This window comes from Peribacillus sp. JNUCC 23, from assembly GCF_053653995.1.
Map to the genome: position 1 here is coordinate 2688003 of NZ_CM132202.1, position 22175 is coordinate 2710177.

The 22175-nt window shown below is 37.7% G+C and carries 22 protein-coding genes, 1 other RNA gene, 1 riboswitch and 1 other annotated feature; of the genes, 4 read left to right on the forward strand and 19 right to left on the reverse strand.

The features are described from left to right. Positions 1 to 21 precede the first annotated feature (21 nt). Positions 22 to 232, reverse strand: a binding site (T-box leader). 66 nt (positions 233 to 298) lie between these two features. Both JNUCC23_RS13010 and JNUCC23_RS13015 read right to left on the reverse strand, forming a co-directional pair. Then, positions 299 to 478, reverse strand: a complete 180-nt coding sequence (locus JNUCC23_RS13010; protein ID WP_062183122.1) for a zinc-finger domain-containing protein — start codon at positions 476 to 478, stop codon at positions 299 to 301. Positions 479 to 519: 41 nt separating this feature from the next. After that, complete coding sequence (locus tag JNUCC23_RS13015) at positions 520 to 1176, reverse strand: ribonuclease H family protein (RefSeq protein WP_403070718.1); 657 nt, start codon at positions 1174 to 1176, stop codon at positions 520 to 522. A 414-nt stretch (positions 1177 to 1590) separates the two neighbouring features. Between JNUCC23_RS13015 and JNUCC23_RS13020 the strand changes: the two genes are divergently transcribed. Together JNUCC23_RS13020 and JNUCC23_RS13025 are read left to right on the forward strand one after the other, a co-directional pair. Beyond that, a complete protein-coding gene (locus tag JNUCC23_RS13020) occupies positions 1591 to 1995 on the forward strand; it encodes a reverse transcriptase-like protein (protein WP_062178766.1) in 405 nt (134 codons plus the stop codon). Further along, positions 1992 to 2900: a DMT family transporter gene (locus JNUCC23_RS13025; protein WP_454211827.1), complete on the forward strand. Its 909-nt coding sequence runs from the start codon at positions 1992 to 1994 to the stop codon at positions 2898 to 2900. Before JNUCC23_RS13020 ends, JNUCC23_RS13025 begins: the two co-directional genes overlap by 4 nt. Positions 2901 to 2946: 46 nt before the next feature. Here the strand turns inward: JNUCC23_RS13025 and JNUCC23_RS13030 are convergent, their stop codons facing one another. Next, a complete protein-coding gene (locus JNUCC23_RS13030) occupies positions 2947 to 3222 on the reverse strand; it encodes a DUF6123 family protein (RefSeq protein WP_454211829.1) in 276 nt (91 codons plus the stop codon). 125 nt (positions 3223 to 3347) lie between these two features. On the opposite strand from JNUCC23_RS13030, the gene JNUCC23_RS13035 reads away from it, so the two are divergent. Further along, positions 3348 to 3482, forward strand: a complete 135-nt coding sequence (locus tag JNUCC23_RS13035) for a small, acid-soluble spore protein L (RefSeq protein ID WP_400627949.1) — start codon at positions 3348 to 3350, stop codon at positions 3480 to 3482. Positions 3483 to 3828: 346 nt separating this feature from the next. On the opposite strand, the gene JNUCC23_RS13040 is transcribed toward JNUCC23_RS13035, so the two are convergent. The 6 genes from JNUCC23_RS13040 to JNUCC23_RS13065 all read right to left on the reverse strand — a co-directional run bounded on the left by JNUCC23_RS13040 (position 3829) and on the right by JNUCC23_RS13065 (position 11472). After that, entirely contained in the window at positions 3829 to 4659 is an 831-nt protein-coding gene (locus JNUCC23_RS13040; RefSeq protein ID WP_454216065.1) for a 5'-3' exonuclease, read from the reverse strand. 163 nt (positions 4660 to 4822) lie between these two features. Then, positions 4823 to 5659: a sulfurtransferase gene (locus JNUCC23_RS13045; protein ID WP_454211831.1), complete on the reverse strand. Its 837-nt coding sequence runs from the start codon at positions 5657 to 5659 to the stop codon at positions 4823 to 4825. Between the two features lie 59 nt (positions 5660 to 5718). Beyond that, complete coding sequence (locus JNUCC23_RS13050) at positions 5719 to 9408, reverse strand: dynamin family protein (protein ID WP_454211833.1); 3690 nt, start codon at positions 9406 to 9408, stop codon at positions 5719 to 5721. 163 nt (positions 9409 to 9571) lie between these two features. Further along, complete coding sequence (locus JNUCC23_RS13055) at positions 9572 to 9736, reverse strand: hypothetical protein (protein WP_403070702.1); 165 nt, start codon at positions 9734 to 9736, stop codon at positions 9572 to 9574. A 111-nt stretch (positions 9737 to 9847) separates the two neighbouring features. Then, positions 9848 to 10384 (reverse strand): isoprenylcysteine carboxyl methyltransferase family protein, encoded by a 537-nt coding sequence (locus JNUCC23_RS13060; protein WP_403070699.1) that lies wholly within the window; start codon positions 10382 to 10384, stop codon positions 9848 to 9850. After that, complete coding sequence (locus JNUCC23_RS13065) at positions 10381 to 11472, reverse strand: type III polyketide synthase (protein WP_403070696.1); 1092 nt, start codon at positions 11470 to 11472, stop codon at positions 10381 to 10383. The genes JNUCC23_RS13060 and JNUCC23_RS13065 overlap by 4 nt, the downstream gene beginning before the upstream one ends. Before the next feature lie 222 nt (positions 11473 to 11694). On the opposite strand from JNUCC23_RS13065, the gene JNUCC23_RS13070 reads away from it, so the two are divergent. Next, positions 11695 to 12147 carry a chemotaxis protein CheX gene (locus tag JNUCC23_RS13070; RefSeq protein WP_062178749.1) on the forward strand — a complete coding sequence of 151 codons (453 nt, stop codon included), beginning with the start codon at positions 11695 to 11697 and terminating at the stop codon, positions 12145 to 12147. A 607-nt stretch (positions 12148 to 12754) separates the two neighbouring features. Here JNUCC23_RS13070 and JNUCC23_RS13075 read toward each other — a convergent pair. The 10 genes from JNUCC23_RS13075 to JNUCC23_RS13120 all read right to left on the reverse strand — a co-directional run bounded on the left by JNUCC23_RS13075 (position 12755) and on the right by JNUCC23_RS13120 (position 22070). Then, positions 12755 to 14065 (reverse strand): nucleobase:cation symporter-2 family protein, encoded by a 1311-nt coding sequence (locus JNUCC23_RS13075; RefSeq protein WP_454211836.1) that lies wholly within the window; start codon positions 14063 to 14065, stop codon positions 12755 to 12757. Continuing rightward, positions 14058 to 14654 carry a xanthine phosphoribosyltransferase gene (locus tag JNUCC23_RS13080; RefSeq protein WP_062178742.1) on the reverse strand — a complete coding sequence of 199 codons (597 nt, stop codon included), beginning with the start codon at positions 14652 to 14654 and terminating at the stop codon, positions 14058 to 14060. The genes JNUCC23_RS13075 and JNUCC23_RS13080 overlap by 8 nt, the downstream gene beginning before the upstream one ends. Positions 14655 to 14827: 173 nt before the next feature. Then, a riboswitch (purine riboswitch) is annotated at positions 14828 to 14929 on the reverse strand. Positions 14930 to 15121: 192 nt separating this feature from the next. Further along, positions 15122 to 17038 (reverse strand): ATP-dependent DNA helicase, encoded by a 1917-nt coding sequence (locus JNUCC23_RS13085; protein ID WP_454211838.1) that lies wholly within the window; start codon positions 17036 to 17038, stop codon positions 15122 to 15124. Between the two features lie 459 nt (positions 17039 to 17497). Next, positions 17498 to 17698 carry a cold-shock protein gene (locus JNUCC23_RS13090; protein WP_028391509.1) on the reverse strand — a complete coding sequence of 67 codons (201 nt, stop codon included), beginning with the start codon at positions 17696 to 17698 and terminating at the stop codon, positions 17498 to 17500. A gap of 411 nt (positions 17699 to 18109) precedes the next feature. Next, a complete protein-coding gene (locus JNUCC23_RS13095; RefSeq protein WP_454211840.1) occupies positions 18110 to 18454 on the reverse strand; it encodes a DUF6944 family repetitive protein in 345 nt (114 codons plus the stop codon). Between the two features lie 230 nt (positions 18455 to 18684). Next, on the reverse strand, positions 18685 to 19824 hold the full coding sequence (locus tag JNUCC23_RS13100) for a THUMP domain-containing class I SAM-dependent RNA methyltransferase (protein ID WP_454211842.1): 1140 nt from the start codon (positions 19822 to 19824) through the stop codon (positions 18685 to 18687). Positions 19825 to 19984: 160 nt separating this feature from the next. After that, positions 19985 to 20221, reverse strand: coding sequence for an EAL domain-containing protein (locus JNUCC23_RS13105; protein ID WP_403070679.1), 237 nt, complete (start codon positions 20219 to 20221; stop codon positions 19985 to 19987). A gap of 285 nt (positions 20222 to 20506) precedes the next feature. After that, positions 20507 to 20900: RNase P RNA component class B (gene rnpB / locus JNUCC23_RS13110), an RNA gene on the reverse strand. Positions 20901 to 21082: 182 nt separating this feature from the next. Then, a complete protein-coding gene (gpsB, locus tag JNUCC23_RS13115) occupies positions 21083 to 21394 on the reverse strand; it encodes a cell division regulator GpsB (RefSeq protein ID WP_062178733.1) in 312 nt (103 codons plus the stop codon). 130 nt (positions 21395 to 21524) lie between these two features. Continuing rightward, the gene (locus JNUCC23_RS13120; protein ID WP_062178731.1) at positions 21525 to 22070 is read right to left on the reverse strand and encodes a DUF1273 domain-containing protein; all 546 of its coding nucleotides are present in this window, start codon (positions 22068 to 22070) and stop codon (positions 21525 to 21527) included. Positions 22071 to 22175 lie beyond the last annotated feature (105 nt).

Genomic DNA, 22175 nt, shown 5'->3' on the forward strand with positions numbered 1-22175 from the left:
AAAACCCTTCTCATCCTCTAAAAAAAGGACGAAAAGGGTAAGTTTCCGTGGTACCACCTTTGTTGAATGCATTATTTTGCATCCCACTTTTCTTGTTAACGCCAAGGATACGCCCGGTTTTCTCCCAGGACTCCAGAAGCAGGTTCAATGGTTCATTGTGACGGGTTCTCAGCAATCCCCCGCTCTCTGACACAATAAATGACATTTACTATTCTTCTATCTTCGTTCAAGTTTTTATTAAGTATGCAAAAAAATTAGAAAATTGTCAATAGGTAATGAGAAAGTAGTATCACAGCTTTTATTTAATAAGCTTATTTCCTACTGTTCGCAGTTGCTCTCCGACAGTGCACTGCGAAATACAAAATTTATGGGCAAACCGTCTGCCTTTTTCTTTTTTAAATTGTTTATGAACAAAGCACCCTTTGCACTGAAGCTCTAAAATTTCTTGTACTTCATTATACCATTCATTCCTGCTCATCTTTTCTACTCCTTCTTTACTTTTTAAAACGATAAATCCTTTCATTTAACCTGAAGTTGACTATAAATTTCTTCTCCTCGGAGAGCTTGTGAAGCAAGTTGATCTGCTTCAGCGTTCTTTTTCCGGGTTATAGGATCGTAAATCGGCGTGATGTCAAGTTTTTTCAGCTTTTCCTCGATTCGATCCCCCCATGCATTCAATACCTTTTCAAAACAAGGCCATTCTCCTGATAATTGGTTTAGGACCACTTGGGAATCTCCATGGAATGTAACGATTTGGTGATGTACACCAAGTATCTCTAGCTGATTCATTGCTTCATAAAAAGCAGCATATTCAGCTTCATTATTCGATTCAAGCTCCTCTAGTAAACCGTTCAGACGAATTCTAAAGCTTTCCCTGCCTTGTTTATAATAAATAACTACACCAATGCCGGTCATATTTGAATCCTTATGATAGCCACCATCAAAGTAGACCGTTACATCCTGAGGTTCATGCTCGATTTCAGTTAATAATTTTTTCATTTCCTTCTTTGTCCAAGAGGTTCCTCTTTCATCTTTGAACTCTATGTCCTTCAAACGTCCTGTTTTTTCAAGATCGTCTGCAATAATCAACGCTTCTTTTGCAGAAATCCAATCCGAGGTAAACATGGCAGAGGGTTTCTTAGCCTGATGATACTGCCAAAGCATGGTGACCTTCAATTCATTACCCCCTAATAAACTTTTTCAAATATTTATACAAAATTCATTCATTAAAGACTATAATAACTGTTGTGTCTTCATACTAAACGATATTATTTTCTCATATTTTACGCAGAAATACATGGATTCATGCTTATTATTGAATGAAAGAAATATCAGATATGTTACTTAAGGATTTTACTGAACATTATCAAATTATTCTACATGAAGGACATGAGGACGGGGCTTCGCGACTTACTAATAAGCTCTCTACTTAGCAGGTATCCTTATTTTTATTATAGAGAGTACCTCAAACTCCGGCTTCGCACCGCCACCATTGTGATTAGGTGAGTGTAGCTTATTATAGGATTAATCCTTCATGGTAATTGGTGCGTTTTAATGCCATACAAATTTTCTAAGGAAGTGTTTATCATCATGATTGAGGTACATATCGATGGGGCTAGTGCAGGAAATCCTGGACCGAGCGGCGCTGGCATTTTTATAAATAATAATGGAACAGTCGAACGGCATTCCATTCCACTTGGAAATATGGAAAATCACGAAGCGGAGTACTGGGCATTGATTAAGGCTCTGGAAATTTGTCTGAGTCATCAATTTAAGATTGTTTCATTTCGTACAGATTCACAACTTATTAATCAAGCAGTTGAAAAAGGATTTGTGAAAAATAAAAGGTATTCTACATTATTAGATCAGGTCCTCGATTTGTCTAGTAAATTGGACTTGTTTTTTCTAAAGTGGATTCCAAGTAGCGAGAATAAATCCGCTGATGAGCTAGCAAGGAGAGCGGTTCGAATGAATAATAGAGGTACAGAATCATGAAGAAAGCGACAGTAGCAGATTTAACCTTATTATTTGTCGTTTTCATTTGGGGTTCAACATTCGTTATGGTTCAAAATGCAATCGGTTTCTTAGACCCACATCTATTTAATGCGATCCGTTTTTTTATCGCAGCTGTTTTACTAATTATTGGTTATCGAATTTTTTATTCCAAAAAAATCGATGTGATTTGGACAAGATCTTTACTTTTTTCTGGAATTAAAATCGGCATCTGGCTGTTTTTGGGCTACGCCTTTCAAACAGTTGGTTTATTAACGACAACGCCTGCAAAAGCAGGTTTTATCACCGGCTTAAGTGTAGTACTCGTCCCGCTATTTTCTTTGCTGTTATTGAAGCAAAAATTACGACTGCCAACCATTCTGGGCGTGCTATTTGCGACTTTTGGATTATATTTTTTAACAGCTGCAAAAGGCTCTACGATCGTATTTGGTGATGTTCTCGTATTTTTCTGTGCCATCAGTTTTGCGATGCAGATCATTATGACCGCAAAATATGCGAAAGCACATCCAGCCTTGCCATTAACGATTATCCAAGTCTTGTCGGTTGCCATTCTTTCTTTCGTGTCGGCCCTTTTATTCGAAGATTTCTCTGTGCTAATGAACCCAGACGTTATGCTAAAGCCAGACGTTTGGAGTGCTTTACTTGTTACTGCTTTTTTTGCGACAGCTTTTGCATTCTTTGCCCAAACCTATTTTCAAAGCTATACCTCTCCAACGAGAGTTGCGTTGATTTTTGCAATGGAGCCTGTATTTGCGGCACTAACATCCTTTGTTTTAATCGGCGAAAGTCTTACAACCGTGTCACTTATTGGCTGTTTATTTATTCTTACAGGCATGATTTGTGCCGAGTTACCTTTTCCGAAAAAATTAGCCGCCCAACTTGAATAGGGCGGCTTAGCTAACAATTCAAGTAGCTTTCATTTCACCATTCTATCTAATTTAACAATCCCTGTTCACGGGCAAATCGTTCAGCTTTAGAACGACTGGCTATCTTATTTCTCTTCATGGTTTCCAGTAAAGAAATATAAAAGCTACCATCGAAGTTTTTTTGTGCTTTTAACGTTAATTCTATGGCTATATTAACAAGGAAATCGTTCGCTTTTGTATAACGCTGGCCGAAATAAATAAAGCCAATGGCATCTTCTCCAAAAGTGAAGCCTTTTTCTTCTAGAAAACAAACATATTCCTCCACTGTTTTCTCCACAAACATTCACTCCATCCTTTTCCATTCTACATATTACCTTAAATCACCCTATTTGACTATCCATTTTTCGACAAAAGTTTCCATATTATTTTTGAACTTTAAGGAAATAGTAGAGCTAGGAGGTGTTTTCATTGAGCAAAAATCGCAACCGTGGCAATGATGCATTTAGCGGAGTAAATCCTCAAGGGTATTCAGGTGGAGGCAAAGGCAACACAAGTCCTAAATCGCAATTAGAACAAAAAGCCAAGAAAGAAAATCATAAATAAAGTGAAACTTCCATCAGTGGGGGTTCCTCATCCCACTGATGGTTAGTTGAACCAATCGGACCTTTATGGGCAGTTTGATCCCCCACCTATCTTCATTTTTCATGCTCAAAATCTTGAGGTGGGGGTCTTACTGCCCGTTAAGAGTGGGATAATAGTTAAACGAACAATAACATAAAAGTCATGAGCAGTCTCAATCAGCGTGGATTCTCCCCATCAAAATTGGCATATATTGAGGGGTTTTCTGCTAGTAGACCGACTTCCCAAGTGATCCAATTATATCTTTCGTAAAATGTACTGTGAAAAAAACCGCATTCCGGATCATAGGACCCTAGGGTGCGGTTTTTTATTAGATGATTCGTTGAATCGTTTTGAATTCATGGTCTTCTGCTAGCTTTCTAACCTTTTCCTGGTCATAGCGATAAACGCTCGTTTCAAGTGAACATGAAATAGGAACATCACATTTAATTTCTGCGAGCTGTCTTGATAAATGAAGCATGTCAACGGCATCTTGGATTTTTGTTTGTTGAGTTTTTGTAAGTGATGCAAGATTATTGAGAATACCTTCAATATTTTCATATTGAATGAGCAACTTCAACGCTGTCTTCTCTCCTATCCCTTTTACTCCCGGATAATTATCCGCAGTATCACCCATCAGTGCTTTTAAATCAATCATTTGCTTTGGTGTAATACCCTTCCACTCAAAAAAGCTTTCGCCATTATGGACTTCATAGTTTCCATATCCTTTTTTAAGCAGTACAACAGAAATGCGATCATCAATCAATTGCAGCATGTCCTGATCACCGGTCAATATTGATACATGACTTTCATTCATAGCTGTTTTGGCAATGGTTCCCATGCAATCATCTGCTTCATATCCAATAACACCAATGTTAGGAATGCTAAATGCTTCAACAGCTTCCTTTGCCAACTCAAACTGAGGTCTCATCTCAACCGGTGCTTCCGATCGATTTGCCTTATATTCCGGGAATAAATCGTTACGGAAGGTTTTACTTCCCATATCCCAACAAACGGCAACATGACTTGGTGAAAAATGATCAATAGCCATGAGCATATGTTTAAGAAAACCTTGAACTGCATTCGTTGGAACGCCTTTCGAATTAATCATAAATTGTCCGGTTACTGCTGTTGCATAAAATGCTCTAAATAAAAGCGCCATTCCATCGACAAGCAAAAAGGATGGCAGCTGGTCTTTTTCTTTTACATCCAAAACAATCACCTCATACACTACTCTACTATTATTTCAGGATAATTACTAGTTTCATAAAAATAAAGTGAAACTTTAATCGGCGGGGCTTACTGCCCGTTAATGCGAGATAAAGTCAGCTTTTCTTAGCAACCTCATTCTCTTCATAAGAAATCCAATCACTAAAGCTTCCCACGTATAGCTTAACTTGTTCGAATCCTGCTTCTTTTAGTGCAATATAATTCGGCGCGGCTGTGACACCTGAGCCACAATACACGATCACTGATTGAATATTGCTTAATTCAGCAAACCTTTCTCGTTGTTTTTCAGCAGATAAAAATGAGCCATCCTTTATTCCATCATTCCACATTTTATTAAGTGCAAATGGGATATGTCCCGCAACTTTATCAATTGGCTCTTCTATTCCCATATAACGTCTTTCTTCCCGAGAATCAAGCAGAGTAACTTCATTCGTCTTGCGATTCACATATTCTTTCACTTCAGCATATGTAGCAAGAATGGTAGAATCAGTCACAACTTCGAAAGTTTGTTTATTGTAATGAGGCAACTCTCCGTCTACTCCTCCCCCTGCTCGTTTCCATGCAGGGTAGCCGCCATTTAGAATTTGCACATGTTTATGCCCTAGGTAGGATAGCATCCAAACAAATCTTGAGGCAAAGGCTCCTTCTCCACCATCATAAGCGACCACTCTTGTGTTATTCCCAATTCCCGCTTCTTCAAGCTTTTGTTTAAATTCATCAAGATTAGGCAGCGGGTGTCTGCCACCATGGGTACCCACCGATCCTGACATATCTTCTTCAAGATGGAAATACACAGCTCCAGAAATATGTTCTTTGTTATAACGTTCTCTGCCGTATGAAGGTTCACTAAGCTTAAATCGGCAATCGACAATTCTAATTTCTTCAGCTTTCATTGCTTCCAATAATTCATACGTTTCAATCAAATATGACATTTTTTTGTTTGCTCCTTTAATTAGGGTTGTTTCAAGGGTCAGCCCCCGCATTTTTTGCCTTACTTTTGATTTAAACGTTTAACTTCTTCTACAATTTGTTCATAGCGGCGAATATCAATCGTTTCTTCAAGAGCAGCTTGTAGACCTGCAAAAATTTCAGTGAGTTCTGCTTCACTATTTTTTTGCAGCAAAATCAATTGTTGCGCAAGATGCTCTTGATAGCTTTCATTTAACTGCTCCCTTTTTGCATTCACATAATCAAGTGCTGGTTTATCCAACTTTTCTTTTAACGCATCATTCATTTTGACTTTTTCATTTTTCTCAAAGAATGTTTTTGGGTTCTTAAATAAGGCAAGTTCTTTTTTAAATTCATTCTCTGTTAGCCCAATAAACGCACGCTTGAATTCAATAATTGGACCCTTTTGTGATTCATACGGTTTTAGGGCTATGTTCTTCTTTACCTTTTGAATTTGCTCCATCATCGATTTTTGCTTTTCTAAAACGAGCTTATTCACGTATAATTCAGCTCTTAAAGCGGTTGCTCGCATTTCTTGAGCAAAATCAAAACCTAATGCTTCTAATAAACTGATTAACGATTGTTTCAAGACGACTTTCACATCCTGTCCATCATCTTTTAATACAGCTGGATTAAAGGATTCTTTGAAAAAATCAGAAAATCGGAAAAACACTCGCTGTTTGCTATAAAAGATCAGCTCATCGAGTTCTTTTTTCAAACGTTGTTTATCGGTTTCACCGCTCATTTCCTGCACAATTTTTGTCATTTTTTGAAAATCTACCTTTTGCTTGAGCAATGCTTTTCGCTTCGTTTCTTTATCTTGCTTAGATGTGATAATAACATCCATCAATAACTCCTCAGCCCGAATCATGGCAGCTTTTGCTGATTTTAAAGCAAGATCCATTAGGTCATGTTCGATAAACGCATGAAACTGGGCTTCAAATTTGACAATGCCACTGTCTGGAAGAAAAGGATGGGAAAACGAGCCTTGTTTCTGCTTTTCTCCTAAAGCACCTTTACTGCTTAGCGCAAATAGCTTCGGAAAACGGATACCAAAACCAGACAATTCATCTTTTACATACTCTTTGACCTCATTGATCTCATCTTGTGACTCTGCTAAATCAGCGGCATTGACAATGAAGAACATTTTATCCATCGCAAAGGAGTCTTTCACTCGGCCAAGTTGGATGAGAAATTCACGATCAGCTTTTGAAAATGGATGATTATAGTAGGTTACGAACAGAACTGCATCAGAGTTCTTAATGTATTCAAATGCGGCATCGGTATGTCGGGCATTAATCGAATCTGCCCCAGGTGTATCGACTAATACCATGCCTTGCCTCGTCCATTCACAGTCGTAATATAATTCAATTAAATCAACCAGACAAGACTTCATCTCTTCGGCAGCAAATTGACGAAATCCAGCCAAATCCACAGTCAAAGTCGTACCAAGCTCGCTTTTGTATTGCAGCAATCCTGCGTGAAAAGCACGTAAAAATGACAATTGTGTTTTACCCGTTTCAGTTTTGCTGTTTTTTTCGATAAGGACTTTAGAAAGATGATGCGCTTCATCTAGATTTGCTGCTTTTTCTGCAAAAACAGCGAGCGCTACATTCACATCTTCAAGGAGCATGGCTTCCGTTTTAAGCTTGACGGATGCAGTCCCATGCTTATGGGCTTGATCTGCTGCCATAATTTTATTGATTGCCGCTGTTGTCGGGTTTGGTGAAACAGGGAGTACGCTTTCTCCCATCAATGCGTTGGCAAAGGAAGATTTCCCTGCACTGAAAGCACCAAATAAAGCAACAGTAAACGTTTGATTTTCAAGTCGTTTAGATTTTTCCTTTAATTCTTTATATAAAGATTGAAAACCTTTTAAAGGTGAAATCAAATTTGCGACTCCCGACAAACTAACAGCTGTTTGGTGTAGTTTATCTTTCGAACTGATTCGCTTGGTTGCTACTTGCGATTCTACTCGACCTAAAGGAACTTCTTCCTTTTTCTTCTTCTTTTCAACCTTATTCTGCTGTTGAATTTCCTCTTGAACGGTTATTTTTCTTTCTGCTTCATTTTCTTCTTTCAGCCAAGCTGCCAATATTTGTTCTACTTGAGGCTGTTGGTTTCCATTACCTGCAAGTATTTTAGCAAGCTCGTCTTTTTCATCTTGGAGTTCTTTTTCCATCGCATTGACCAAAATTAACGCATATTGGTACGATGAAAACCGCTTCAATTCAACATCTAATTCCTGAGTGCGCCGCTCGTTCTTTTCCAGCATTTTTTGAGAAAGTCGATCTATGAATTGTTCACACGATTTTCTTGCTTCTCTTTTAATTGCTTCAGAAAGCTCATTTGTATAATTTAATACATATTCTCCCGTAATTTGGACTTGCCCCTTAAGTAAACTAGTTAATAAGGATTCCGTAATCTCTACGTGTAGGCTCTGTGCAGTTTGTTCCATCAGCGCATCATGGACGCCAGACGCAGCCACCGTTTGGACAGCTTGCTCTTTAATATGCCATTCTAACTGTGTTTTGACTTTTTCCTGTATATCTGTTAGAAATACTTGTCTTCGTTCTTGACGTTCTTGTTCTGTTTTTTTCTTTGTGAAAAACAGACCCGTTTTAAAGTCTCTCTGCGTGGAATCTAGGAATTGATTGGCCAATTCGCGGGTTCCTGCAGGCATGAGTATGGCATTTTTTATGATAGATTGTGTTCCTTGAGCAAAGTTCTCTTTCACCAGTTCTATATTACGAACTAATTCATGTTTTTCCTGAAGAAGTAGATTCACACTTTCTGTTATCACGGCTCTTTCAGTATCAGGAAGGCTATATAATGACTCAAGTTCTTCTGAATGCGCCTCCTCATATTTATCCTTTAACCAACTAAGATGCTGATTGATTACCCTTTTCGTAGAAACAATTAGGGTATGCTCACGATTTGTTTCTTTATTTTGAACTAAAGTGCCAATAAATTGCCGGACGGTTTCAACATCATTATGAGAATTCGTCAAATCACGAATGGATGTGAAAAACATACCATCGGGAATGACACCCCAAGCCGCGAAAGCATCACGAGCGGATTGTTTAAATGTTTCAAAACTTAGTTCGTTTTCATCGTGTTTATCAATCATATTGACCATTAGATAGAGAGACTTGCCTGCTTCTGTCAGTTCCCTCGTAAAAAGAAAGTTCACTTCTGATTGAACATGATTATAATCCATCACATAAAAAACGACGTCGGCTAAATGAAGGGCGGACTCAGTTGAAATTCGGTGAGCATCATCTGTTGAATCGATACCAGGTGTATCCATAATCACACAAGTATCAGGTAAAGGAAAATCCTTCGAGCTAATTGTAATAGAGGATACGGTATCACCATCTTTTGCAAAATTCTTAACAGCAGCGTAATCATATGGAGCAGGAAATATTACAGGTTTACGGTTACGATAATAGACCTTTGCAAAGTCTTCACCTTTTTGAACTTTCACCGTATTCGCACTTGTCGGGATTGGACTCGATGGAAGCAATTGTTTATTTAATAAGAAATTAATCATACTTGATTTTCCTGCTGAGAAATGCCCGCAGAACGCTATTACATATTCTTCTTTCTGAGATTTTAGCAAAAGCTCTTTTATTTTCTCTGCATTCGTTTGATCTCCCTCTGCAGAAAGTTTTTCGTATAAGGACATTAAGTCAGTGAAGTTGTAAGTTAGTGTTGTATCAGTGTAAACCATTCATCTCTTCCCCTTAAATATCGTTGTATAATTACGATTTATCATATGTATTATTAAATGGAAAATTCAATACAAGCTTGTCTTTTAATTGTAAACGATTTCGTTAAGTATTCATATGTTTGGAAATGAATTAACGAAAAGAATAAAAAAACAACCAAGTATATTACCTGGTTGTCGGTGTCGGGATGTATGTTTGGTTATTTTTCGTTATGTTTTGTTTCATTGCCGGACCTTTTTGTGCTTTTTTAGAGCTTGCAATATGGCTTAACACATATTTCATCACAAAGCTATATGTAACAATTGTTAGTAAAACAAAAAACCAGACCATTTTATACACCATCCTTATATAAATTAATTTATAGTTGTCTCAATTGATAATCATTTTCATCTTATATAGAGATCTTATCACGAACGATAATCATTTTCAATAAGATTTTTATTATTTTTTATTTTTTTGGAAAACGGTGGAATAGCTTGTTAAATTCTTCAACGCTCTTTCTTCAATTGGAATTCGAACTGACATAGCCCATGCATTTAGGCATGTGAACAATGTTGCTGTGACAAAGGCATTATATAGGAATGATATGACTAGGATCTCTGTTGCAACAATGATATAGTTCGGATGTTTTACATATTTATAGGGTCCTTTCGCAATAACCTCTACATCTGGCAAAACGATAATTTTCGTATTCCAATACGGTCCAAGTGATGCAATGACCCAGACTCTTCCAATCTGTACTAGTAAAAATATACTTAGCCAAAAAGGCCATATTGCCGAGACATTTTTATCAAGAAAATTGACCTCTGCAATGAATGACGAAAAGAACCCAAGATGCATAAGGACAATCCATGGATAATGGGAGCTACCGAACTCAAGCCCCCCTTTCGCCTTTAAACGATCTTCGTTATATCTCGCCAATACAAGTTCGCTTAGTCGCTGTACCGCGAGCAACGTAATAAATAGTAGAAATGTCATTCTTCCCACCTCATTAATAGTAATTCTGAACTAAAGCCAGGCCCAAGCGCAGCCGCAAGACCATATTCTCCTTCGCTTATATCTTGTTCCATAAATTTCTCTAGCACATAAAGAATGGTGGCAGAAGACATATTACCATGCTCTCTTAACACTTCCATCGAAATCTTCACCATTTCCTCATGAAATCCTAATGATTCACAATACGCATCAATTACTTTCTTACCACCTGGGTGGGCAATGAAATGGCGAATATCTTGCTGGTTCATATCGTTTTTCTCGAGAAAAACGTCTACATTCGGACTCAACCAATTGCTAATAATCGTCGGTATATCTTTTGAAAAAATAACATGAAGGCCTTCATTTTTCACGTCCCAGCCCATGACATCTAATGAATCTGGCATTAAAGTGGACTGTGTAGATAGTATTTTAGGGACTCGTTTTACTTGACTTATTTTTTTACGTGCAACATCATCACCGCAAATAAGCGTGCATGCAGCTCCATCTGAAAACAAAGATGAGCCGATTAAGTTACTTTTCGACCGATCATTCCTTTGAAAAGACAGGCTACATAGCTCGACAGATAGAACAAGCACTTTTGCTTCTGGAAATGCCTTGCAATACTCGAAGGCTCGAGACAACCCGGACGCACCTCCTGCACAACCTAAACCCCATAGCGGTATTCTCTTCGTATGAGGGGAGAAAGGGAGAATATTCATAATTCGTGCATCAATGGTTGGCGTCGCTATGCCTGAACTTGTTACGAAAAAAATCGCTTCAATTTCTTGTAATGCTACTTCTTGTTTCAAAAAAGTTGCATTAGATAGACAGCTTTGAATGGCTTTAGTTCCATATGTCACAGCACCCTCAATAAAAGCATTGTTTCGCTCTTCGAATGTATGATCTTGTTTAAACCAATCCAAATCTTTAATAAAATAGCGCGTATCCACTTGTCCATTTTTAAATGCCCGCAATAACCGATCAATATCTTTAAAAGTAGAACCAAATATTTCACGTGAAAATTCCATTAATTTTTCTTGAGCAAATAAATAAGGTAGCTGGATATGTGATGTTGATAAAATATATGGCAATATTTCCACCTCCAGTGATAATGATGGTTATCATTCCCAAAATCACTTTCTTTATTCATAGCTTCGATTATCATAGGCTGAGCAAAAAAATCAGTCTAAAGACCTAAAAATCGACATCATTCTTGTTTTTTTAACAAAATTTTCGTTCTTTTCTAAAATTACCAGTCCCAAATACCCAATAAAGTGGTATGATTAATTATATTGTTTTATGGAGGTAATAGAATGAGTGTTACCACACAGATTTCAGGCGTTTTAAATGGGACCATTCAAGCAGTAAAGACGATTATTCCCCTCAATCTCGAAATGAGCAAACCATTATTAATTAATGAACCATTTCTACAAAACGGTATTGGGGTCTTAATAGGTATGACTGGCGATGTCCGTGGAAGGTTACTAATCGAAGGTAATCAAGACGCAATTGGCCGGATTGGTGAAACGATGTTCGGCATGACGTTAGAAGGAGAAATGCTAGAATCCTTTGCCGCAGAGCTTGGGAATATGATTGCTGGAAATTTAGCTACCCAACTTACGGTTGACAATATCGTAATGGATATCTCCCCGCCAACAGTGTTAGTCGGCGAAACTAAACTATATGGATTTGAAAAAGCCATACATTTGTCCATAACGATTGAGGCTGATCAAGAAATCCACATTCTATTAATGATTGAATCATAATGTCATTTCGTAAATAGAATGAATGATTACAGACGATTATTGATTTCGTCTGTATTTTTTTACAAAACAAATATGGCGTTAAAACGCCGCCATTTACTATGAAGGACGTATCATGAAGCACACTACACTCACCTAATCTCAATGGTGGCGGTGCGAAGCCGGATTTTGGATGTTTTCTCTAAGGTAAAATCAGTAAATCCGATAAATAGGTTGATTATATTAGTAAGTAGCGAAGCCCCGTCCCCATGTCCCTCATACAAAAAAGCAAGTAACGGTCGAAGTCACTCACTTGTGCAAACTATCATTCATGCATGTCTAAAGCTGATTTTCCGAGTTAAATCTACGAGATTGCTTTTGCACTTCAATAATGATATCTTGAAATTCATTTCTTCCACAATGATCGCAAATTGATTCTACGGTTAACAATGTTCTGCAGTGTTTGCAATATTTCTTTTCCACATACTTCACTCTCTTTCGTATACTTATTCTTATAAGATATGAATGAGGTGGTTAACTGTTTCCATTTCACTTTATTATTGCATATAAAAAGGCTGTTTCAATGAGATTACCATTGAAACAGCCTCTTCTTCATCTTTTACCCTGTGGGTTAAGATGCCTTCTGCTCAAGCACCATAGGATTACTAATACTTCGTTTAGAAGGAATCATGTTAAATAAGATATTAAGGAAAATGGCCGATATACTTCCTGCTACAATTCCATTGCTTGTAAGGATCTGCAAGCTTTCCGGTAATTTCAAGAAAACGTCTGGGACGACAGTGACCCCAAGCCCCAAGCCCACGGAGCAAGCAATAACCAATAAATTCTCTTGTCTTGCAAAGTCAACTTGGCTCAGCATTTTTATGCCTGCAGCGATCACCATTCCAAACATGGCAATCATGGCACCGCCAAGTACAGATGTAGGAATTACTGTTGTTAGAGCTCCCATTTTCGGAACTAGCCCGATCACAACTAACATGACCCCTACAGTATAGATTACATTCTTACTTTTCACACCAGATAACTGGACGAGCCCTACATTTTGGGAAAATGCGGTATAAGGAAATGCATTGAATAGGCCACCTAACACAATCGCTAGCCCTTCAGCACGATATCCTTTCGCTAAATCATCTTGACTGATTTTACGATTGGTAATATCACCTAATGCATAATAAACACCGGTTGACTCAACTAAACTTACAATCGCGACTAGTATCATTGTTAAAATAGCTGGTATATTAAAAGTTGGCATCCCGAAATAAAACAAATGTGGCATATGTAAGATAGATGCATCAGCTACTGGTGAAAAATCAACTTTTCCGAAAAACGAAGCAGCTACTGTTCCAACCAGCAAACCGATTAATATAGAAATAGATCGTATGAATCCAGTAAAAAATTTATATAAAATGATAATCAATAGAAGTGTACCAAATCCAAGTAGCACATTTTCTAACGACCCGAAATCTTTAGCTCCTTGTCCTCCAGCTAGGTTATTCATCGCTACAGGTATAAGTGTGATTCCAATAATCAAAACGACAGAGCCAGTCACAAGCGGCGGAAAGAAACGAGCAAGTTTTCCGAATGATTTCCCTATTAGCATCACAACAAGACCCGAAACAAGAATCGATCCATAGATGGACGTGATACCATATTGTCCACCGATTGCGATCATCGGGCCAACTGCGGTAAAGGTACAGCCGAGTACTACAGGCAGGCCGATTCCAAAAAAGCGATTTGTCCAAACTTGTAAAATGGTCGCAATTCCACACATGAAGATATCAATCGATACAAGATAGGTTAATTGTTCTACGCTTAATCCTAATGCGCCACCAACGATCAGAGGCACAATAACAGCACCCGCATACATGGCTAAGACATGCTGAATTCCTAGCGACGCCGTTTTAAGCGGATGATTACTCATGTATTGCGCCCTCACGTTCTTCTACAAATGTAATTTCTCCAAGACTAAGTGCTTCGATCTTTGCAAGGGACTCAACACGTACGCCTTGTTCTCGTAATTTTGCACCACCATCTTGAAAGGCTTTTTCAATCACAATTCCGATTCCTACTACGGTGGCATTCACTTTATGACAAATTTCCATTAATCCTAAAGCCGCCTGCCCATTCGCGAGGAAATCGTCAATGATTAACACTCTGTCCCCGCTACCAATAAACTTATTGGATACGGCGATTTCATTTGCTTCTTTTTTGGTAAAAGAATATACATTAGCTGTAATGAGATCATCAGTTAACGTCACCGATTTGCGCTTTCTAGCGAAAATCATTGGAACAGAAAGCTCAAGGGCAGCCATCACACCAGGACCAATCCCGGATGATTCGATGGTAAGGACAACATCTATCTTTTCATCTTGAAATCTACGTTTAAATTCTTTCCCCATTTCGTGCATTAGAACGGGATCCATTCTATGGTTTAAAAAAGAATCGACTTTCAGTATGCTCTCGGATAATGCTTGTCCTTCTTCTAGGATTTTCGTTTTCAGTAGTTGCATGTGTATACTCCCCCAATTCATCATGATCTTTTCACTCATTACCCTTGTTATTTTAGAATATAAAAAACCCAAGGATCATTACCTGACTCCAAATAGTAGAGTGAGACAATCATTCTTGGGCATTACATGGACAGGTAAACATACAAATAGTACCGGCCTGCATGATTAGCATCAAGTATATATGACTCACTCATAGTCAGATCATTTATGGTAATCCGGTAGAAACTTGCAGGCCATATCCCTGCTATTATATGAGTGTAATTGAATATTATTATTGTAATAAAATTATATCAGGTGTCATTCGATTTGAACAGAACTTTTTTTCTTCTTTTTGTTAATAATTGAATACCGCAAAACCTTCACATTTTATCTATAAAATCTCCGAAAGATATTTGCCCACAATCTAACTAGCTTTATGTTTATCATTTGAACAATCATCTGTTACCATATTCGTTTTGTACGATTATTCACTTTAATGATGTTGGTAAAACAGCGATGACTTTATCAAGAGTTGATCTTGAAAGACTTTTCTCAGTAAGGATATGAACAGTACCTGAATCTTCGCTTGTACGAATTAATCGGCCCATGCCTTGTCTCAAGCGTAAAAGCATATACGGTAAGTCTACTTGTTCAAAAGGATTAGCACAAGCATCACGTTTCGCCTGAAATACAGGATCATGTGGCGGGAACGGTAGCGAAAAGATAATGACATTCTTTAGTGAATCTCCTGGTACATCTAAACCTTCCCACAAATGGTAAGAGAACAGAACAGAAGTTTCCTCCTCTTGAAATTTCTTTACCAGCTCGCTAATTTCTACATCCCCTTCAAAATAGAAAGAATAAGGAGAGGATACAGCCTGTCTTTTAAACCACTGAAGCTCTTCTTTTGATTGGAAAAGGACTAATGTCCTACCTTCTGTTTCTTTGATACTGTTAAGAGTATAAGTTAGCTTAGCATCAGCGTCATCTGTTGAAAAAACAGGCAACTTAATATCCATCACTTCATCATATTCAAATGGGGAAGAAACTGAAAAATGACTAGAGTCTTTAATCCCTAAACTGTCTGCAATATAATCAAATGAACCGTCATTTGATAGAGTTGCTGACGAGAAAATATAAGGAATTTTCTTCGTGAACACTTCTTCAGACAGAATTTCTTGAACAAGCCTTGGCATGATGACCAATGTTTTACTATTTTCAGTTTGCTCAAACCATGTGATCGCTTGTTCATTTTTGACAAATAACGAAAGGGAATAGTTCAATTGCTCTAAATACTCTTCCGTCACCTTCAAATCATATTCATTAATTGTATAAAGCTCTGCTTCAAATACGAGACTTTCTTCAAGTTCTTCTACTTTCTTATGAAGCTTAACGGCTAATGAATGAATTTCGTTCGATGCTGGTATTTCAGAGCGGTTTGAACCGGTAACAGGGACCGATTGTTCATGTAGGACCGCAAAGAAATTTTCACTCATATCGATTAAATCTTCTATCATATAAAGCGTTTCTTCGCGAACTTCATTCGCAACTAGGGACTCTAGAACGGTAGCTAAAGTCGCTTCACCTATTTTATATGTGAGTGCTTTTTGAGCAGAGTACTCCAATAAATGTCCTTCATCAAATACGACACAGCTGTATTCAGGTAATAACGGTAGCTGTCCTTCACGCTTTCGCTTTTCTTTTGTCCAAATATGCTCCATAAAGAAATCATGAGAACAAATGATTAAATCGCTTGATTTACGATAATGGTCACGTGAAAGCGTCTGACCACAGCGATGTCTCACATCACAGGTAAAACAATTTTGCAGCTGATCCCAGCCTACCTGTGACCATTCTTCATCATTTAGGTATGGGTATTGCTTTCGATCGCCATATGCCGTATATGCAGACATTGACTCATTACCATGTACGAATTTAGGCAGAGAGTCATAAACCTGATCAATTCCTTCTGAATCCACTGTATTAACAGCATGTTCCAACTTTTTAAGACATAGGTATTGATCATGATATTTTGCTAAGCGAACATCAACTGTTAATCCAAGGGATTCTTTAATTTTCTGTATATCCCCTTCTTCTTTCACCAATTGCTCGATGAGTGTTTCATCAGCACAAGAAATGATCGCCGGTTTATTCGTATAGCGCGCATAACAGATTGCATAAAGCAAGTAAGCTAGTGTCTTTCCAGTCCCTACTCCTGCTTCAGCGAACATCACTTGTTTTTCTTTAAAAGCTTTTTCTAATTGAAAAGCCATAAAAATTTGTTCATCTCTTAATTCAAAGCCTTTTTCTGGTAAGATGTCATAAAAAACATCCCCTATCCACTCAGAAAGCTTATCGTAAAATGAATCTTCTTTCGTTATCGGAAAAGGCAGCGACTGGATCATCAATTTCCTCCTAATAAGAAAAGCGCAAGCGCCTTGGTTAAGGTGCCATAGCTAGACATTTTATGTTTATATTTAAGAATAATCTTCATCTATTCGTTCCATGTTCATGATGGTTGAAGTTTTCATTTGTGAAATTTCTGTTCATTTATCCCGCTTTAACGGGCAGTAAGGCCCCTACCTCAAGGTTTAGAGGAATCGAAGAAGCGTCGATGGGAGGATGAAGCCCCCCGCTAATTGAAGTTTCACTTTATATGATTCGTAACGAACCTACAGGGGATTCTACGTACATCATGGTGGTTAAAATTTACTTTATCAGCAAAATTACATTATCCTTTATTTCTCGTTGACCGTCAAGATATTACTAAGGCAACATGGTAGCATTTCAGCTAAAAAGATAGTTCATTCCAGATGAAAACAGGCCCCCAAGAAAGGGAGCCTGTTTATATATGATTAATCTTATTATGCTTTGTTTACGTTAGTAGCTTGGGGTCCACGTTGACCTTGTTCTACTTCGAAAGTAACTTCTTGACCTTCATCAAGAGATTTGAAGCCTTCTCCTTGAATAGCTGAGAAATGTACGAATACGTCGTCTCCGCCTTCACGTTCGATAAATCCAAATCCTTTTTCTGCGTTAAACCATTTTACTTTACCTTGTTCCATTGTTGTTGCCTCCTAGTGTGATAGCACACAGTGTATTACTATCCTTGCCCTGATGATAATGAAGATAATGTGTCATACAACAGCTATTTCTTTCATATCGAACAAAAATAATTCTTTATTAGAATAACAGATAGTCCTAATAAAAGCAAGCATAAGCAGAAAATAAGTACTCGTTCACCAGAATCAACTTCCTTTGGATAATCTTAAAAAGCCTTTGTACAATTCTAATCGTTCTTTCATATTCGCAATAGCTTTTGCTATATGTACAGGAAGATCAATATGGAAGCTATATTTATCACAGTTTAACTAACCATTAGCATTGAATAAAAAGAGCCCACTGATAGAAGTTTCACTTTATTTATTTTTAGCAACAAAGGTCACAGATTCAGGTTATACTTACTTAAAAAACTTCTAAGTGACTGTTTCTTTCGTTTGTTCAATTGCTGACATAACTGAGCCTATTGTTTGAATCCAACTTCCTGCAATGCCTAGAGTCTCACCTTGATCATCTTTATTTCGAAGTTCCTCTATTCCTCCCAACGCTTGAAGAGAATTCCCTATTCTCTGCAAAATATTCACAACCACATTTATAGATTCACCTGGGTCATTTAGATTTTCAAAACCATTCCCAATTAAACTCAAATCAGTTAGTTGTTCTTTTGATAAGATAGGAGATGGGGTGGAACCTACAGCAGCAATGAATGTTCCAATCGCCTGAACCCAACTTCCAAACAGCGCCTTAATCTGGTCATCCACTTAAACCACACCTCTCGCCCATTTGTAAATAGTATTCAATCAATATAGAGAATAACAAAAGGTCTTTAGTAAGCTTTAAATTCATTTATGAAGCAAAAAAAGCCCACAGGCACTAGCCTGCAGACTATTCATAATAAACCTATGCTACACATCCTCAGACCGAAAATAATGTGGTCAAGACAAATAGTACTCCGTTATTTGCTGTACTGCTTATCTTTATCTGATTAACATCAATCTTGACGAGGTGGGCGTTTCCCCCAATATTGATAATAATCGGTTCGTATAAAGCCATTAAACAGCTTGCGTTTTTTCGTTGCTTGTTTTCCGTAGTACGTTTCGAATTCCGGATGGGAAGTAATCATATAAATAGACCATGTATCAAGCTTGTAAAACGCTTGACCCATCCCTCTGTAAATTTCTTCAACCTGTTCTTTTTCACCCAAACGTTCTCCATATGGAGGGTTTCCGACAATCACTCCATATTCCTTGCGCGTTGTTAGATCACTTACTTGCATTTGCTTAAAAGAAATTATATCACCAAAGCCAGCTTCAAAGCTATTAGCCTGGGCGATTTCAATCATACGGTGATCAATATCATATCCTTCTATATCAAGTGGTTGATCGTATTTCGCAAGATCCTCCGCTTCCACTCTTGCTGCATCCCACACTTTTTGATCAAACCAATTCCAGCTTTCTGAAACAAAGTCCCGATTGAAGCCTGGAGCGATATTTTGACCGATTAAAGCCGCTTCGATCGGAATGGTTCCAGAACCACAAAACGGGTCAATAAACGGCTTGTCAGGATACCAATTAGTCAGCATCACGAGCGCCGCAGCAAGTGTTTCCTTCAATGGCGCTTCACCTTGGTCTGTCCGGTATCCTCGTCGATGCAGTCCAGGACCGCTCGTATCCATACTTAGCGTAACGATATCTTTCAGGATCGATACTTCAATTTTAAACAGTGCACCATTTTCCTCAAACCATGTTGTTTTTTTATAATGCTTTTTCATTCGATCAACAATTGCTTTTTTTACAATTGCTTGACAATCTGACACACTAAACAAAGTGGATTTAACAGATTTTCCGCTTACAGGAAATTCTGCATCTTCAGGGAGATAATCTTCCCAGTTCAACGCTTTTGTTTTTTCAAATAATTGATCAAAAGTGGTCGCCTTAAATTCGCCAATTTTAATTTTGATTCGATCTGCACTTCGGAGCCATAAGTTCGATCTTGCAATCGCAGACGCATCACCTTTGTACATAATTTTTCCATTCTCAACTTCACACTCATAACCGAGGGAGCGGACTTCCTTTGCTACAACAGCCTCAAGCCCCATTGCCGAAGTGGCAATAATATCAAATTGTTTCATCTTTACACCAGCTTTCCTATTAACAACTCAAGATCCAACTTTCTGATGAATTTTTCAATCCACCTAGAAGAATTGACCTTGAGATATAATATCTTTGAATTATCGTACATTTTTCTTATTTTACACATTCATCAATCCTATTACATTAAGGCTATGATTATCATAAGAATGTGTTTACAGCAGAGGTATCATCGCGATACATATGTAAATGACAGATGAATCTTTGGTCCCTTCTCAACGTGTCAATCGGAAGCGACTTAAAGAGATTAACGACGAATACCCCTTTTCCAAAGTCATCAATAGTTAGTTTAATGCCTACTTGTTTCAATGTCACTAATTTACGAATAGTTTCTTTCCATTTTGATATCCTTAAGCAGTGTTCCCCTATTAGTTCCACCAAACGGAGATCATTCGATTCCTACACTTGTCGTTGTGGAAATATCTTGATTGTAAAAAAAAGAGCCCCTTACCACTTTTATCAATTCACTAGCAAAGTATACAGTATCTCGTGGATGTTTGATATTAGAACATACAAAAACGAATTTCATTTCCATGAGTTACAAGTCATTCAGTTTAGATTGTAACAATTAAACATGAATTGAATAACTTTCAAAAAAGCGTAGCCTAGACAAAACAAAACTCTCCTCATTAAATAAGGAGAGTTTTGTTTTGTATGATAACGTCCTGTAAGCCATGTTTTGTACCGTAGTACTGCAAGCGATTATTCATCTCGTACTTAGGTGGTAATCATCTATCTACAGAGACAACAGCCTCTGTCCTTCTCCTCGTTCATTTCCAAGGAAGAAAGCGCCCCTACCATTAATTTGGGTTTCTCGCTCGTGGGGTTTACCGCGTTCCACCCTTTTCATTTCTGAAAAGGCTACGTCACTGTGGCACTTTTATAGGTATTCATGCCATATCCTAAAAAGGACTTAGGCATTTTCCCGGCCGTCAGCAGGATACACCTGCTGCCGTGGCTTATTTTTTCGCCAGGCACGAACACTACAAACATCTCAGTCTGTGCGAGCATGGACTTTCCTCTACAGTTTTAAAAACTGCAGCAATTACCCGAACGTCATTACACAAGAATTTATTATACATGAATCTTTTCTAGATAGCAAGTAGAAATATTACTCTTGTTGGGTAATGATACAAAATGGGGATGTTATATTGATTTTCCAACCTTACTCAAGCTCCAAATCTTAAAAAACTGATTTTCACAAAATAGAGTCAACAATCAAAGTTAACAGCATTTTAATCAATCATATAGTTTGCTGCCGAATACATGCTTTTCCAAGTTCGATAATCTTTTAAGAATATCGAAGTTCGTTGTTCCCGGCATAGGCCCAGTGTTTGTTTGACTCTGGCGCTTAACTTGTTCTTCAGATTGTTTTCGCAGTTTTAGATTTTCTTGTTTTAAATCTTCAATTTCCTGATAGAATGCTTCATAATCCTTAATGACAACATCTAAGAACTGATCCACATCTTCAGGTTTATATCCGCGCATTGCCGTTTTGAAATCTTTTTCCAAAATCTCTTTTCCAGTCAATTTTATCTTATCAGATAGCATAAGACTCACCTCTACACTTTCTCCATACATCGACTTTTCATTTATTTTTTCAAAAAAAACTTAATTTGTCAATGAAACTTTAATCAGCGGGGGCACTGCCCGTTAATGCGGGATAAAAAAGCTACAGGCATTAATCAGACCACTGCTCTTCCGTAGCTGCTTGTTCGAGATCATCAAATGTGATGGGGAAGATCGAATAATCATAGTCTAGCCTATACTTCTTCGCTTCAGCCATTGCAAACTTAGGCGATCCCTCTTTTTCTTCATCATAAATTATCATCATACCATCACTTTTGCGAACCATAAAGACATTTTTCATTTTTAATTGACTTGGACCTTCATATGGACTTTTATAAATGGATTCGACCAGATCAGCTTTCGCTAAAATCGATTGATAAAATTCACGATTTTCTTCGTTCCATGACTCTTCTTGGTTTAAGTATGGCGTAATCACCGCAAGCTTTACAGCATATTCCTGCTGACATTCAAAAACGACTTCTGCTGCCCAAAGCTCTGTTCCAAGCTGTCCAGAAATAATGACCCATTCCAATCCTTCTTCAATGAATGATGTTAATCGCTGCTTTAGTACTTTCTTTATATATTTTATACCTGGATGATCTTTTTTGAAAATACCATATTCATAGGCCTTATAGCCTGTTATGTATAGAACTTTCATTTTATTCTCCCCATTATTGATACTATTATTTAGTATACCATCTTTCTTGTTCTCAGCACTCATCTTCCTTATTATATTAAAAAGAAACAAGGGCAAGTATAGGCC